This window comes from Runella sp. R5_40 (assembly GCF_057652295.1).
On the sequence record NZ_JBYFCH010000010.1, the window covers coordinates 24,865 to 40,945 of the forward strand.

Consider the following 16,081-nt stretch of genomic DNA (forward strand, 5'->3'; position numbering starts at 1 on the left):
ACATTCTATTTTACAAGCTCGGTAGCTAAATTATTAATCCCTTTGATAAGCGGATAGAAAAATAATGTTTCCTCCACAGGATCTTTCTTATCTGATTCAGCCTTCTTTTTGTTAAAGCCTATTTTTACATTTTGCGTCAAATCTTTCAATAGAATTTTCTTGTAATCATCAAGATTACTCGTGTTAATTCCCAATCTTGATTTAAAGTTAAATTCTTCATTCAGCGAAAAGACCAAATCAACAAAGTTTCTCACTTCAGTAGCTACCTGCGAAAGTATTACCTCGTCAATTTTTTCGTAGGTATCTGTTCTTACTACAAATCTGCTGTCATCCGTACCTAATAATACAAATTTTATCTTATCAATGGCTGCATCTTCTTTCGCGTCATCAGGGGTGTCAAATCGAAGGTCCCTACTCCGCTTTAATCCTCCTTTACAAGTTGCCTCTTTTGGTTGTTCCTGCTCCAAAATAATTGTTAATCCATCTTCTGGATAGCTTTCACCATAAACTTTTTCAAAAATTAACTTCGCTAAATCTGAAAGGACTGTAGGTTTACTGCTTAGAATCCTCAAAACCTTCGAACCATTTCCGCTAAAGGCTAAGTATCGAGGCATCTTTAAGTTTTCATCCTTGGCCTTCATCAACTTGGCAATGTGATAAATAATACCAGCGTAGAAAATCAAAAAAACTATTTTCAAAGATTCATCTTTGCCCAATATTTCTCCAAAATCCAACTTGTCCGTCTTTTTCTTTACGTCCTTATTGTCCCTTAAAGAAAAAAAGAAAGCGACAATATCCTCTGAGTGCTGGCGATTCCTAATTTCTTTGTAAGCACCTTCGTAGCTCCCTTCTTCATCCACACTGCCCAAGTAAGAAAGTCCATTGTCTTTTAAGATAGTTAATATTTGACTTTCGTATTTTTTTACAAATCCGTTTCGGTTAGCGGCACCTTCAGGAGCAAAAGCATCACCGAAAACCGCATTTCCAGCAAAGCGAAAAGAAGTCAATCCAATAGGTTTATCGTCTTCAAAGATAACCACGTCACTTGTTCCTCCGCCGATATCTACACAAACAGCAGGATAGTAGGCCGACGAAATTTCATACTTACTCGAACCGTATCCATACCAATAATAAGGTGCAGTACTTTCGGGGATACGCTGTGGGTAATTGGAAGAGGTAATTATGCTTTTATAATGCTTATTCCACATTTCTTCAAAGTGATTCCTTCTTGTTTCAACCATACTCAACGGATAAAACCAGACTAATTCCGTTGCCTCTAAATTGCCTCCATTTAATAGTACTTTGTTCCGAATCATAATCAGAAGCGATTGGATATACCCTTCCACTCGTTGTTCTTCCTTATTATCTGCATTGTAGTTTGACCACTTCAAATTAGTCGCAATGTGGTAGATTTTGTCGTCTAAATTTTCTTTTTCATACAATAAGGCAGGATTAAAATCCGCAAAACTTACCAAACGTTCGTTCCATTGGGGACTATTCTCCAGTAGTGCTGTTCTGGTTGGAAAAGAAGCTTTATCCTGTTTCCCAATTTTACTGGGCAACATCTCTACTGAAACTAATTTTTCAATGGGTGCTGCACCTGAATTATCAAAATAAAGTCGACTTTTCTCCAAATCATGAAGCGTTACCAACTGAACATCGTCATCTGTTACCTCAAAAGGTCGGGCTGTAGGATTTTTTGAAGTTTTATATTCAATGTGTGTATTGGTCGTACCAAAGTCCACTGCAAAAGTGAATTTTTCACTTCCTTGAGGCTTCGTAACTTTACCGAAATGGGGAAGAATCAACCCCTGCTTACCCGCTACTTCTACTTGAATATAATCAAAATTCTCGTCAATTTCGTAGTACTTAGTAGTGGCACTATCTCCAACATTTTGTCGTTTTTTGCTCCGTTCCTTGGGAGAATTAACGGTCAGAAATTTGTTTCCAGAATCTACAAATTTTAAAGAATAACTGTTATTATAAGTCGAATACTCAAGATCTCGGTCTATTAACTGAACTCGGTAAATAGGATTAACATTTTCTACCCTGACAAAAGGCATCAGGCTCATCCCAAACTGGTATTCTGTTACGACTCCTCCGTCTTTTTTACGTTCATCGGGAGTTAATGGGATTGTGCCAACAGATGATTTATAAATTCTTTCAAAAACAACGGGCGGCTCGCCAATTTTAAGGGGTATTTTCAATGTAACTTTCACACTTTCGGCCACCCGACTCTCTATTTGTAGGCTAACTTTTTGCCCTATAGTCAAATCTTCTACGTCAAAAAAATCAAAAAAATCTTTTTTAAGTGGTAACAAATAGCTCCATTTTAAGTTAGGATCTGTCAAATTACCGTCAAAAAAACAATTGGTGTTCATTGGATAAACTAACCGAATAATATAGGGTTCTAAGAAATCACTGACCGTTAACCAAGGATAATAGTCCTCTTGCCCAGGCAGCTTTCTAACATTCCCCGTTTTGGTTTCGTAGTCTTCCTTACTGCCGTTCCAGCCCTTATCATGGTACGTGTCCACCTTTTGGGTTTTATCCCAATAATCGGTTGTATACTTAAGTTTACCTTGGTAATTGTCCTGTAAAATCAAAGGAGGTAATCTATCGGCGTGCAACCGCTGGTACTTTTCTGAGTTAAGAATAAACTCACTATTACTCATTTTAGCAGGATTACTTTTGACTTTTTTTAGTCGGAACCCTTCCAAAACTTCGGGATAATCATCTGCCTGCGTTCTTAAATCCTCAAACTCGCTCTGGTAATTATCTACATTGAATGTAATAATCTCTCTCCAAAAAGCATGATTTTCTTTTTGAAGTAATTCTAAACTTCGCTTTAAGTACGATGCTACCTCAGGAAAATATTTAACAAAGTTTGGCTGTTTCGCAAATCCTTGCCAAAACTTTTGATAATCCAGTTCTCTCTTGTGAAGCGGACAAAAGTCATTGTCAAATAACCGGTCTTTACCGAACTGCACATTGACAAAACCTAAATTACCTGGTGCACTGAAAAAAACTGTAGAAGGGGAAGTTCCACCAATAATGCCTGAGCCACTTGAGTCCGCGTATCGAAGAATATAAATTTCGTTCATTAAATCAAAATTATATCCCCCGCTTCGTTTGTCGTCATCGGTAATTTTGGCCGTTCCCCCATCCTGTTCTAAAAACAGCTTCAAGGCTGTCCCAAAACGATTATGGCCTTTAAATGGGGAAGATAGCAAACTATCTAAACCAGACGATTTGTCCCACTTGATAATTTCAATTTTGTCCTTCAGCTTGTCATAATTAAAAAATAATTGACCAACGTCTAAAGCCTCTGATACTAACCGTTCATCGTTGGGTTCTCCTTTGAGTTGCTCACTTTTGGCTAAGCGGGCAAAGGCAGTACGTACCAAGTCAAATCGTGCAAATGGGCTTGGAATAGAGGATGGTGGCTCTTTTGTATTGCCGCCTTCGGGATCTTCAATTTTATCTATGGTATCTCTATTGTATGCTGAACCGCGACTATCCCAATGGGTACCGTTAAAAGCCCCATTAGAATAAATAGTAAGTGTTTTCTGTGACATATAACCAAAATATTTAATGCTGATGAAATTATAGATTGTTGTAAAGCTCGGGGAATTTTTCAGTTAGAAACTTGTCAGCCCCTTTACTGAACGCCATAATAAACTTATCGGAAGCATTGGTAAAGTTCTTTCGATGGCAATACGTACTTAGAATATCATCAAGATGAGAGAAATCAGGCTTGCCTCCAAACCAACCTTTTTTAGGTTCAAAACCAACGATGACTTGACTTAAATCTGCTTGAAGCCTAAATGGCTCAAAGCTCCTTCTATTACGAGCCATCTCTTCCAACCACTCGAAATAGGCTTTTTTGAAATCTCCTAAATAAGTTCTAAAAAAAGACCCACCTAAAAATGAGGCATCTATAATCGGACTGTCTTTCAGCCAGGACGCTTGGCCAACTGATTTATCAATGCGGTGTTCAATGTATAAGTTAAGTAATGTCATTTTAGAAAGGTGACGACAAATGACTTTTAAAGTTTTAGGGTCTAAATCAGCAAAACCGAGCTTTTCGTGACCATTTCTTATTCCAAACTCATTGTAGATAGGGGTGATGGGTAGGTAATCTTCATTTTCCAATTCGTGGTCTCCAGTTGCTGCAAAATCAACAATAGCCATAGCGCCGGCCATTTCAATAAAATGAGCATCGTTCTTTTGCCCACCTTCTCCAGGGTCGTATTTATAGTTTTGATTTAATTCATCACCAATGTAGTAGAACTTATTGATTGCCCGGTTCACACCTCTTGTGTAGTAATGAAGAGCCGCCTTAGTCTTTGAATAAAAAGTAGCCTTATCGACCCGTTTTTCATCGTTGGGTTCTAAACCAAAGTACGGAAGTACTGTAAGTGCTCCAATTTTTGCATTTTTCAAATATTCAGGATTGTCCAGATCACCAGCTTCAGCACCACGAATATTCTTGAGAATGATTGGGAATCCGGCAGCACCTGTTCCCCCAAAAATGGAACTCACAATAAAGACTCGGTCATCTTTCGAAAAGTTAGACGCAAATTGCTTGAATTCTTCTGATTCCTTAAACTGATTCAAAACAACACTTCCAATATTGGGATTACCTACAAAACCAATCTCCATCGAAGTTTCCAAATTTTCTTTTGAAAACAAGAGATTAGCTAAGGCAAGATTCGCAGGATAAGGTGAAAACCCATCCGCTTTCCCATCAAGACTGTCGTAATCTATGTAATTACCGAAAGTTTCGTTGTTTACCCCTTTCAATTCGAAGGTATAAGTGTCCGACATCCTGTCATTATTCTGAATGATGTTTTTTAAGGTTTTGATTTCTGTCCCAAAAAAATCACCCTTTGAGGGTTTATTGGGTAAGCCATCCCTGATACGTTTGTATGTTTTTAACAGAGTTTCTGTACGCTTCAAATCTTCATTGGATCGGTGAGGGTCAACAATAATGGGAATAACTTCCGAAACATTTTTCATCTCTACGCCCGACGCCAGAAGCATGGTGAGGGCTTTTACAACTCTTGAACCGGTACCGCCAATCGCAAATAGGAATAATTTACTCATTAGTCTTAATAGTTAAGGTTTAAAATGGTGTTTTGTGTACTCGTGAACTCCACCATTTGAGGCATACCGAATAAACAAAGAAGAAGAAACAGGCAATAAAAAACATTTCTGTCGCAAACATAAAAAATACGGATCCACCCTGACTGAATCTCAGGTTAGTAAGCGATTGGGGTTCATTTTGATTTATAAGAATTCTTTTGTCCTGCATTCCTATGCAGGTCAGAAAAATAACGGTAAAAACCAGTAAGCCACTACCTATCATCATCAGCAACCAATGTTTCAGCTTTCCGAATCGAATGGTATTAATTACGTAATAGAACAATATGACTCCTATTAAAGGGACAATAAGGGTAGTAAGTGCAGTGGGAGTACACAAAACAGTATTGTAGAGGTCATCTACTAACGATTTTTCAACAAAATAGTCGTAACAATCAGCAAAAAATCCTTCCATGTTGTATTAATCGGTTAAAGTTAGTTTAAGAGTAAAAACATATTTGTTATCAGAACTATTTGGCTCATAGGCATCAGCAATACCTTGCATAATGCTTTTGAACCCAAAAGTCTGATTTGAAAAATCTGGTGATGTGAAGTTCCTGTCGTCAGCACTATGAGTAGCATCGACCCAAGAAGGTAATGTTACCCTTTTTAGTCGTATAGCTGCTGTTCGTTCACCTGATGTTAAAACGGTCGCCTGTAGGATTATTTTGTGGGTTGTACCGTCTTTCCTCTTTCCCGATAATTTTTCAATACGTAGAATTTTGAAACGGTCTTTCATAGACTCTACCTCATAATTTGTAGAATTTAAGACATAAGTTTGGTCAAAGGCCCACTCAGGTAGTGAAACTACTACAGGGATAGTCAGATACCCATCTCTGGGTGATTCCACCTTTTCAATGGAGTGAATTCCGTTCATTGAATTTTCACGGTCTCTACTTGCACTGAATCGTCCTTGGGTATCCTCATCACCTTCGGATATAGTATAATAAGGGTTAGCGATAAATGATCCTTTACCAAAAAAAAGGGCGTTTTGATAATTGGGTAAGTTAATAAAGGCTCTTGTCTTTGTGTATTTTTCTTCAGTTAAAAATCGTTGCATGGTTGCATTTTCAGCAAATAAACATACATAATAAGGGCGTAAACCAGAATACTGAATTCCATTTTTCGGCATGTTAAATGGATAATAACGCCCCTCATAGTCAGATTGTAATTTTACAATAAGGACTGAGACACTCCCTGCTTTAGAGGCAAAAGCATTACGGCTAAGTTGCTGGGCCGCATCCAAGATTCTTTGAGAAGCTTGAGCTTGCATTCCTTTCCCAGAGTAAATCAGGTCGGAAAATAATATCGCTATTTGGTTAGGCTTGACATCTTTGAGAATAGTGCTGAAAATACCCTCGAAATCTGTAAAAGTAGCATCTCCAATGTTCTTTTGGAAAATTGAATTTGATTCTACTAGACCTTTAAAATCTTTTGAGTAATTATAAACTTGATTGTTAACAATATAGACAAAAGATGAATTAGGTTTTAACTCATTAAAGTTATTTAAAATAGTTACCAACGTGTTTTTAAATTGACCATTTGATCTAGGAGTGTCATAAGCAAACATACTACCACTATGCTCAAGATAAAGCTTAGGAATAATTGTTGTATTACTAGATATAGCTTTGGAGTTGCTTTCAAATTTAGCTATTTCTTCAGTACTACTTTCACCCGTATTACGGTTTTTACAAGAAAAGAAGAAAAGGACTAACCATAATAAAATGGATTGTGAGGTTATTTTTAACATAATCTCAGATTAATTTGATGAGTAAAAGCTTAGGTTTGGTATATAAATTTAGGAAAACGTTAAGTCTAAATAAATTTCTAGCAATGTAGTATTATTTTGATATTGATGGAATTTTTACATGTTTTTTTTTATAAAAATTTATCGAGTGGTAAAATAGTTTATTTAAACTTATGTAGTATATAATATATATATCTTAAAGGTATTTATATTATATGCCTTAATTTAGTAGCACTTTGTCAAGTTGATATGGCTCTAGTGTATGATTTTTTGTTTTTATAATACAAAAAAATATTAAAAAAGCACAAAATATAAAAACTGTTAAAATCTTGGTTGTTCAGGTATCCAAAGACTATTTTCAATAATTTTTTTGTTGAGAAAGTAGCCATATAACAAGGCTATTTGAAATAAATTTTTGATATGTTCAATGGAGAAGACACCAAATATGAAAAAAAGTAAACAAAATTTTGAAAAAAAATTAGTCAATGTAATGAAAAGTTATACCCATATAAGTATATCGGTAAAGTTAGGTAATTATGCGTGGTGCAATTTGTTTTTGATAGATTTTACTATTAAAATGACAGAAATAATATTAATCAAAATAAAGCTGTCCAATTGAGGCAGATAGACTAGGTATGTAATTTTACAGATTTATGTCAACTTAAGCTAAAACTAATAATAGTTGCAAGTACGATTAGACTTTGAAATAGCAGATATTGCTTAAGGTACGCAACTAGGCAAGCGTTACATTGGTTGCCTCCTAGGTTTTAGCAAAGGTTTATCTATTCTTAGAAGTAAAATCACGAGTAAAAAGATGAGAGCTGAGGGAATTCCCTTGAGTGAGTTTACACTCACTCAATTTTGCCAATATTTGAGGTAAATGGAGATGGATGGAGCCATTTGCTAAAAATACAGCGATTTTTACTATGCCTGAGTAGTGGATGAGTATTAATTTAGGCTATGTTGCATGTTTACCTTATCAATACAAAATCTATAGAAAAAAGCTAAATTTTTATTGAATGTTGTAATTGAAAAAGAACCATGCAACAAAGCTACTTGATTTTAAAACTCATTTTGAGTAACAAACAATCACTTTTGTATTTTAATATCAAATTCAATCCACCAGCCGCTTTTTCCTTTGCCCCAACTGTTGAATTTAATCAACCCTTTTTTGCCATCTTCCGTTAAAAATCTACGGAGAGTTTTGTCAATAAATAGGCTTGGCACACAATTACTTGCTGTTTGAACTACATTAGTTGATGAACTATTACTATCTGTTCTAAAAGACCCATAATGCTTTTCAAAGGACTTCTCAATGTCATTTGAGGTAATTATAGTGTCCCAAGTTGAACTTGCAACCCGATTAGGGTCACTTGGTTTATCATCAGAGACAAACCCGATAAATTCAATAGTTCCTTTTCTGTACTTAGTCCACTTTTGAGCAACCAATACACTGTTCATCCTGCCCACTCCACAACTAAAACCACATGTAATGATATTTTGTGGAGTATTCAGACTAATGCTACAATAATTCAAAAAAAGACCATCAATTAGGTTGGCATATTTTGCGCCATCTTTAAGTTGAAAAACTTGTCCCGTTGAAAAACTCACCAAACAGCTATCTTCGAGATTACCCTGACTTTCCGAAATCGTCACCTTTACGTTTTTAAAATGGTTTACATCTGAATCGGTGGCGACTTGCAGAGTGTTCGACTTTAGCTGATTTTGTTGCATCCAGAGGGAGGCGGATGCCATGTTAGGGTCATCGGTTTGTGCAACGTCGATGATACAGGCGCTAAGGTAGGGTTCTTTATCAATACCAGTAGCTTTGCAAATGCCTGTCGCCCAGGCCCGTTTTTCCTCTGTTAGCTCAATAGGGCCTTGGGGGTAATTTCGTTTGGTAAAAGACTCAGTGTTTTTATTGGAATCGTAATAAAACAAAGAATTCTTTTGTTCTATGCGCCAATTGTCAGCAAATGTCGGATAGAGTTTGTTAAAGGGTATTTTGACAGAAATTCCGCTGGTTTTGACGCTTTCTAACGTAATTACCTCGTTATTTTTCATTTTGAGGTCATTCTCTTTGTTACCGTCAAAGTCTCCGAGTAATCCCATGATTTTCCCCTTGCGTGTTTCACTCAACTTTACCGTATAATCAAAGCTGTTGACTGGAACAGTGACTAAATCGCCGTACTTGCTTTTAATGTTGAGGATATTGTTATTCCTCTTGTCCTTGGTAATGCTTAACGAAGCCCCTTCTTTCAACGGTAAACTTGTAAAGTTTGTGTTGGTAAGAATGTTATTAATGTACAACTTCTTCTCTACCCAGCAAACTACATCTTGCCCCGTTTGAACAGCAAAGCCTCGGTTAAATGATATACGCCCATTGCCAACTCCTTCTTGCCGAACTTGCACCTCGAAATTATCAGTAGTGGACTTGACAGCGATGAATTCTCCCCAAGCCTGAAAATCATAAGCCAAACCATCAAAAGTAGTCAAATGGGGGTCTCCCCAACTGAATCCTTCGGGGGATCCAAAATTTCCATTATTTGGGTTGTCCAAAAAATCCCACAAATCATCAAGCCACTTTTGAAAGTCGTCCACTAAATCCTCCCAAGTTTCGGGTAATGGATTAGGTGGGGAGTAATTTGGCCCTCCTAAGGCACGATTGATAGGTTCTAACATTTTGTTGAACGCATTTGCAACTTCGCCTGCACCAAATGCAATTCCTGATACTGTTTGCATAGTACTTCCAACACCTGGAAAAATATCATAAGTTGTGGTTGGTTGCCCTGTTGCGAGGTTAAACCCTACGGCTACAGCTGCACCAAAAGCAATTGCTGGAATCATAGGAAGTCCTGCAAGGGTAGCTACAGAGCCCGCCATGACCCCAACCAGTACTCCATAAACCGTTATTAAAGTACCCTGAACATTGCTCTGTGCCATTGCGGAAGGTATAAACGAACTCAGTAATGATAGAAGAAAATCATTACTATCAGTTTGAGTATTGAGAGATGCGAAACTGAAACTTTGTTTGTTTACTAACTTGTATATGTCTTCGTTCTTCAATTTAGTGATATTTTTAAACGTGGTGGGGGATTGGAACGTTTGCTTGATGTAGTCCTCCATGTTTTTGAAACTTGACAGCAGAGGGCTTTTTTCTATTAATTTCCGATTAAATCCTTCGCACAATTTCCTGACATTTTCAATGTTTTTTTCACTATACCTAAATGTAAAATTTTCTACAACTAACTTTCTGTCAGGAGTTTGCATAATAGAAAGCACTACTACGCCCTGATCTTTATTGAATTCTTGGAACCCAATAGTGTAAATTGCAATTTGAGTTTGGTTGGCGTTCGGAGAAACGTCTTGTTTTGTCCCCTCTTTACACGAGTTCGTTGTAAAAAGAACAAAAATGAAGAGAATGATTAATTTGATAGCCTTCATGATTACTGTTGTTTTAAAGTTGAGAATTTGATTGCTTCACAATTCAAAAGTAGATGAGAACAGACCGTCTCATTGGAAAACTCCTTGAACCCCTGCCAAAAGCTGATGAAACTCGGTTTTAAGCGGACGAGAATATCCCAAAACGGACTGTTGATACGCAGTAGATGGCTATCCTTTTGTAAGGTTAACCATCTACCCAAAAGCAAGATTGACATTATTCATTGGCATAGCGTGGGCTTAGAGGATATGCAGGCTTCTGCATACCCTCCTCTACTGCTAATGAGAAGCCCTTGCGTATCCCCAAATGGCCGCAAATATCCACGCTCCTATGGCTCCTACACCAGGAATCATGATACCCAAAAGGATTAGGAGTAGAAAAAGTACCCCAAAGTCTGACCAGCTCCGAAAGTAGAGACCGATACCAAACGGCCCAAATAGAAAGCCCAATACTGCCGCAACGGTAGGATCTTTGTGCTTTTTTAGCTTAGGCATATTGTCCATAGCTTGATGTGCCATGTGAATGAAATGATGAAGGCTCATGATTGTTAATTGTTTTAGGTTGAGAAATGAGGTAAATTGTTAATATGAAGGATTTTGCGGGGCTTCGCTGGTCTTTTGCGCTTCTATGACTTTGTCAACGCCTTTGCCCACCACTTGTACCCAGAATAATGCTTCCCGAGTATCGGCTATGTTCTGAAAAGTAGTTGTGTCTTGTGGAGCAAGTTGGCGCATACTGACATTGTAATACTCTTTGCACTGCCAGTACACCAATCCGCCCGCTACGGGGTCGTTGCTGTTGAGTGATTCGTCCAGGCAGTTGCAGAACTGCCGACCTCTTACGTAGGGAGAGTTAGGGTTGACGCAGGAGGTACTCATGATGATGAAACCCAGTACTGATAGGAGGGTAAATGTGGTGTTTTTTGCCGTTTCCATCGTTTTCTTTGTTTAGGCGTTTCTATTCGTTTTCTTAGTGATTGACGAATCAAAAGTAGAACAGAGCCTAATATCCATCTGGAAAACTCCTTGAATTGCCGCCAAAAGGTGGTGAAATCCGCTTTTAGGCTGATGAGACAAAAATTAGCCTTGTGGAAAAAGAGGCTGACGAGAGGCCAATGAAGAACTTGAAAAATCTCCTGAAATTTTTCTTAATCAAGCCTTTAAAATTTTGTGTTTTGTATTTTTCTTTGTGAACAGCCCACGCCGAAGTGGAAGACGGACCGAAGAGCAATTGAGAGGCATCTCAACAAAATGGTGCTGGGTTTGGTTTTAGGCAGGTAAAGGCCGTAAAGTCACCGTGATATTATGGCAAACGTAGTTGAATCAAATAATAAAAAATGGAACACCTTAGCAACATGAACAACTCAAAGCTAAGCGTCTTTTTGAGGGAGAATTTTACAGGCCGAAACCTCATCATAAGCATTATTACTCTTATATTTTTTAGTCTGTATTTTTATTGGATTGATTTTCAAATAGAAAAGCTTATAATGTCAAATCATTCTGAAGCACCTCATACTGAGTTAGAAAACGAGCAACTAAGGAGAAGTGAGAGATTTAAAAATCTTAGTGACAAAGAATTCAACGATGCTGTGAAAAAACTCAATGACTATGAAAAAAAAATGAAAAATTGGTCAAAAAAATTTGAAAATAAAGAACTAATAGGGGTATTAAGGGGAGCTTTATTTATCTCTACGTTTATCTTTTACTTTCTTCACAAAAAATGGAACTATATCTCCATCAAGAAGAGAAGATATGCTGAAATGATTAGTAAATTTCTTTTATTGTGGATTCTCACTAACTCTATCAGAGGATTAGTAGTCGCATATAAACCAAATGAACAAGCAATAATAACGCAAGCTGATTCTTACATGAAAATATTTTTTGAACTCATAAAAAGTAATGAAATAAAGAAGGTTTACAGTCAGGGTCAAAAGAATCAGATTAAAAATAAGAAAGGTGATAATTTGTCTGTGACTTTAAATAAAGCGGCAGACATTTCAAGGAAATGGGTGAGAGGAAATGTTGAATCTATTCGATTTTTAGTATTTTTCATTGTCGGTGCAATGTCAAGTGTTTTTTCAATTTTTAGTTGTTTTTTATTTGGTGTTTGGGGTTATTTGAGTAAAAAGTACAGCATCTCTTACGAGCAAATTGAGTAAAAGTCAGCCACAATTAATAGACTTTTTGAAGTACAAAAAGTCATGAAAGACTCATTATAATTAAGGCAATAGCAATGTGCAATGGCGTTTGCTACTCTTCTGAATCCAACTATCGTACGTTGTTTATCAAGAATGAAGTTGGCTCTTGCACAGATTCGCTCCAAACCAGCTCATAAAAAACAGGCCCAAGAGAAGGCTTTCGTCATTAAAAATGCGTAATTCACCCTGATTCCACGCTGATTCATGGAGTATTTGGGTTTGATACGGTGTAGTGACCTACTTTTGAAGAAAAAACACAACGATGAAACGACAGGACAATATAACAGATGTAAAGGCCAGCTTTTCGTTTAAGTACGCAATCTTGAGCCGAAGCTTTACAATTGGTATTGCTACATTTTTTCTTTTTTGTTTTTATTTATTGTATTTACTTTATTTTACTTTTGCTTTATTTGAAAAAGCTGTTTTAGACGTTTCAAAGTATTCCAAAGTTTTTAATAACAGTACACAAATTGGTGAAGATTTAGTTGATAAGTACCCCCTAGTGCTCATATATCTATTTCTAATAATTATTGTCTTTTTTACATCTTCACTTATATTTTATTTTCTCCATAAAAGGTGGAACTATGATACAATCAAAAAGAGGTTTTATCTCAAAATGATTGGAAAATTTTTAGTATTATGGGTACTTGCTAATTCTATCAGAGGGGGAGTGTTGGCCTATTTGCCCGATGATAAGTTTATAAAATCTGATGTTAGTGTTGGCCTAAAAATGTGGCTGCAAACTGAAGAAATGTCGGAGGATTTTAAACGCCAAATTAAAGAAGGGAACAAGTCTCTAACATTAAACCAAATTTACAGCAACCTGAGTATATGGGCAGGTGGTGATATTAATAGATTGAGATTTGCACTCTTTTTGATGATTGGCGGTTTATCAAGTATTTTCTCACTATTTAGCTGTTTTTTATTGGGTATTTGGGGGTATGTCAGTAAAAAGTATAGTACAGCTAATGAAGATGATAGTCAAGCACTGGATAGCACAAAAAGACAAGTCAAAAAAGAAAAGCGTAATAACAAAATAGAATATTGGTTACTTTTTACAGCCCTTTTTTTGATTTTTCAGTTGATATTGGTCAATGGTATATCTGATAAGTTATCTGCCGATCAATATGTGTTGATTTTCTTGATGACTTCATTGGGGTCACTACTACTGTTTAATCTTAATGTACAAACGTCTTTAAAGATTTTAAGAAATCAAGAATACCTGGCAGGTTTATTTTGGTCATTAGTGTTGATTTTTGCTATAACATTTGCCGAAGATTTACTATATACAATAATTACGTTCCGAAAAATATTTAGTATTGATGGACAGCTTTTTAAGTACAACTTTTTATTGTGCGTCATCAGTTTCACAGTAGGATATGCCAAGCGCACAGAGGAATTGTTTGAAGAAAAAATCAAGGCGGTCATTAGGCAAAAAGACTTAGAGATAGAAGCAAATAACTTAGAGATAGAAGCGAAGAAAAGCCAAATTGATGCCCACTTTATTTACAATGGCCTTAGCTTTATTAGTTCAAAGAGTTTGCTATTCTCAAAGGAACTGTCAGATCAAGTAGTGCTTTTTGCTGCTATTGTGCGTTACAGCTTAATAGGAGCCACGAGCCAAGATTCAAATGATGGAACAAATACACAAGTTTACTTAAAAGATGAACTTGAACACCTAAAAAACTACATAGACTTTAATCTGTTGCGGCTTTCTAACAAGCTGCAAATAAAATTTGAGTGCGATTGCGATGGAAGCGAAGAAATAATTGAAGTTCCTCCCCTAATATTAATTGGCTACGTGGAAAATGCTATCAAGTATGGCGTACGTGAGGATGTAGATAATCCGATTATCATCAGAGTAAAAGTCGAACAGGATAATTTGGTTTTTTATGTTCACAACAAAAAAAACCATGATAAAGGAGTAATATCAAGCAAAAAAGGAAATGAAATCAATAAAAGGCGATTAGAGCTATCTTATCCTAATGCTCACAAGTTGCAGATTGTTGACGAACCCGATTTTTACACAGTTTCTCTTACCATCCAACTTTAAAACTTCATGAAAAAACTACGTGCCATCATCATTGATGATCAGCAATATGAAATCGATAGAATTGAGACGATAGCCAAGGAGATTGAGCTAATGACTATTGTCAAGACATATACTAACCCCAAGAAGGCAAGCAACGAACTTCAAGGCATTGATCTTATCTTATTAGATATGGAAATGCCTGAACTAAATGGTATTCAGTTTTTAGATATTATACAGACTATGAAGGTTCGACCCATGGTGATCGCAATATCTGGCTTTCCAGAATATGCATTGCCTGGTTTTGATTATGAATTATCTGATTTTGTACCCAAGCCAGCAGACTTTCGTAGATTACGAAAAGCTGTTCAGCGAGTATATGATAAAGTTTTTTTACCTCCGATTTCGTCTACGCCTGCTCTGGTAAGTATTAATGTTGAAAGAAGTCAGGTTTTAATTCGTGAAGATGAGATTATATATGTAGAAGGAGCTGGAAATTTTATAAAAATCTACACGATTGATGATAGTAAACCATACATGCCAAATGAAACATTAAGTAGTTTTTATGACCGCCTTTCTGGCTCTTTGCTTCAAGTTCACAAAAGCTATTTAGTAGGGATAAAGCACATAAAAGGATATAAAAGAAATAAGATTAAAGTATTCAGGCCTATATCAAATAAGGAAGCTCATATTGGAGAAGAGATTCACATACCCCTTGGAGATGATTTTAGAGATATTTTTTTTGCTCGGATTAATGGTAAAAATAAGTCGTAAGCTATTTAAACAACACTAAAACCTAACTTGAACTACCCATGACACTAACATCTTTTTTCGGTCAGCGCAACTCCCTCAGTCCTTTACGGTTCTATGGGCTGGGCGTAGGAGTTATTCTGTTGGTCTTTTTGATTAAATTTCTTTTTGTGGGAGATCGGATTACAGGTCGGCAATTGGCCGAGCAAATCGCCCAATCTTACGTAGAGATGCTTGACTCCGATGGAGGGATGTCACTCATAGATACCAAAGATGCTATGGTAGCCAATGCAAACGGCTCGATGTACCTCACTGCTTACAATTTAATGTAAGTTTTACTCAATTTTATTGAAATAATCAACTCACTACTGACACTGATCTGTTATAATCAAATTAACCCTGATGGGCCGTGTATTGGGTTAATCAGGGTTAATTTGAATTAATTCAAGTTTTGGTGAGTGATTTATCAATCCTCAAAGGGTTCACCGAGGTGTTCAATAATCACACTAACTTGTTTGGGAGTTAATACTCGTGCATTCACCTGAATATCAAGTTCGGGTATTTTGGATAGCCATTTTTTGAGGGTTTCTAGGCTGACACCGTATCGTTTGGCTAGTTCAATTCGGGTGGTAGGTTTGTGCTTTTTTGTTTCCATTTGACTGTGCTTTGAAACGTTAGAAACGAGAATATCTATCAGTAAGTCTTTCTCGCTTCTAGTGTTGTTAAAAGGTGAATTTCATTGAAAAATAATTTCATTAACGTGCATCTGTC

Annotated in this window: 11 protein-coding genes; 4 read left to right on the plus strand and 7 right to left on the minus strand. The window is 36.6% G+C overall.

Annotated features, from left to right (window positions below; genetic code table 11):
- Nucleotides 1-5 precede the first annotated feature (5 nt).
- The 6 genes from AC23N5_RS17805 to AC23N5_RS17830 form a co-directional block, all read right to left on the minus strand.
- The gene (locus tag AC23N5_RS17805) at nucleotides 6-3,578 is read right to left on the minus strand and encodes a hypothetical protein (RefSeq protein ID WP_487756629.1); all 3,573 of its coding nucleotides are present in this window, start codon (nucleotides 3,576-3,578) and stop codon (nucleotides 6-8) included.
- 28 nt (nucleotides 3,579-3,606) lie between these two features.
- Complete coding sequence (locus AC23N5_RS17810; protein ID WP_487756630.1) at nucleotides 3,607-5,109, minus strand: hypothetical protein; 1,503 nt, start codon at nucleotides 5,107-5,109, stop codon at nucleotides 3,607-3,609.
- A 457-nt stretch (nucleotides 5,110-5,566) separates the two neighbouring features.
- The gene (locus AC23N5_RS17815; RefSeq protein ID WP_487756631.1) at nucleotides 5,567-6,895 is read right to left on the minus strand and encodes a hypothetical protein; all 1,329 of its coding nucleotides are present in this window, start codon (nucleotides 6,893-6,895) and stop codon (nucleotides 5,567-5,569) included.
- Between the two features lie 1,086 nt (nucleotides 6,896-7,981).
- Complete coding sequence (locus AC23N5_RS17820; RefSeq protein ID WP_487756632.1) at nucleotides 7,982-10,336, minus strand: VWD domain-containing protein; 2,355 nt, start codon at nucleotides 10,334-10,336, stop codon at nucleotides 7,982-7,984.
- 276 nt (nucleotides 10,337-10,612) lie between these two features.
- Nucleotides 10,613-10,876, minus strand: coding sequence for a hypothetical protein (locus AC23N5_RS17825; protein WP_487756633.1), 264 nt, complete (start codon nucleotides 10,874-10,876; stop codon nucleotides 10,613-10,615).
- A 39-nt stretch (nucleotides 10,877-10,915) separates the two neighbouring features.
- Nucleotides 10,916-11,269, minus strand: a complete 354-nt coding sequence (locus AC23N5_RS17830; protein WP_487756634.1) for a hypothetical protein — start codon at nucleotides 11,267-11,269, stop codon at nucleotides 10,916-10,918.
- A 401-nt stretch (nucleotides 11,270-11,670) separates the two neighbouring features.
- Between AC23N5_RS17830 and AC23N5_RS17835 the strand changes: the two genes are divergently transcribed.
- From AC23N5_RS17835 to AC23N5_RS17850, 4 genes are all read left to right on the plus strand, one after another.
- Nucleotides 11,671-12,492 carry a hypothetical protein gene (locus tag AC23N5_RS17835; protein WP_487756635.1) on the plus strand — a complete coding sequence of 274 codons (822 nt, stop codon included), beginning with the start codon at nucleotides 11,671-11,673 and terminating at the stop codon, nucleotides 12,490-12,492.
- 301 nt (nucleotides 12,493-12,793) lie between these two features.
- The gene (locus AC23N5_RS17840) at nucleotides 12,794-14,584 is read left to right on the plus strand and encodes a sensor histidine kinase (RefSeq protein ID WP_487756636.1); all 1,791 of its coding nucleotides are present in this window, start codon (nucleotides 12,794-12,796) and stop codon (nucleotides 14,582-14,584) included.
- 6 nt (nucleotides 14,585-14,590) lie between these two features.
- Nucleotides 14,591-15,334, plus strand: a complete 744-nt coding sequence (locus tag AC23N5_RS17845; protein ID WP_487756637.1) for a LytR/AlgR family response regulator transcription factor — start codon at nucleotides 14,591-14,593, stop codon at nucleotides 15,332-15,334.
- 38 nt (nucleotides 15,335-15,372) lie between these two features.
- A complete protein-coding gene (locus AC23N5_RS17850; RefSeq protein WP_487756638.1) occupies nucleotides 15,373-15,642 on the plus strand; it encodes a hypothetical protein in 270 nt (89 codons plus the stop codon).
- A gap of 134 nt (nucleotides 15,643-15,776) precedes the next feature.
- Here the strand turns inward: AC23N5_RS17850 and AC23N5_RS17855 are convergent, their stop codons facing one another.
- Nucleotides 15,777-15,965, minus strand: a complete 189-nt coding sequence (locus tag AC23N5_RS17855; protein ID WP_487756639.1) for a hypothetical protein — start codon at nucleotides 15,963-15,965, stop codon at nucleotides 15,777-15,779.
- Between the last annotated feature and the right edge of the window lie 116 nt (nucleotides 15,966-16,081).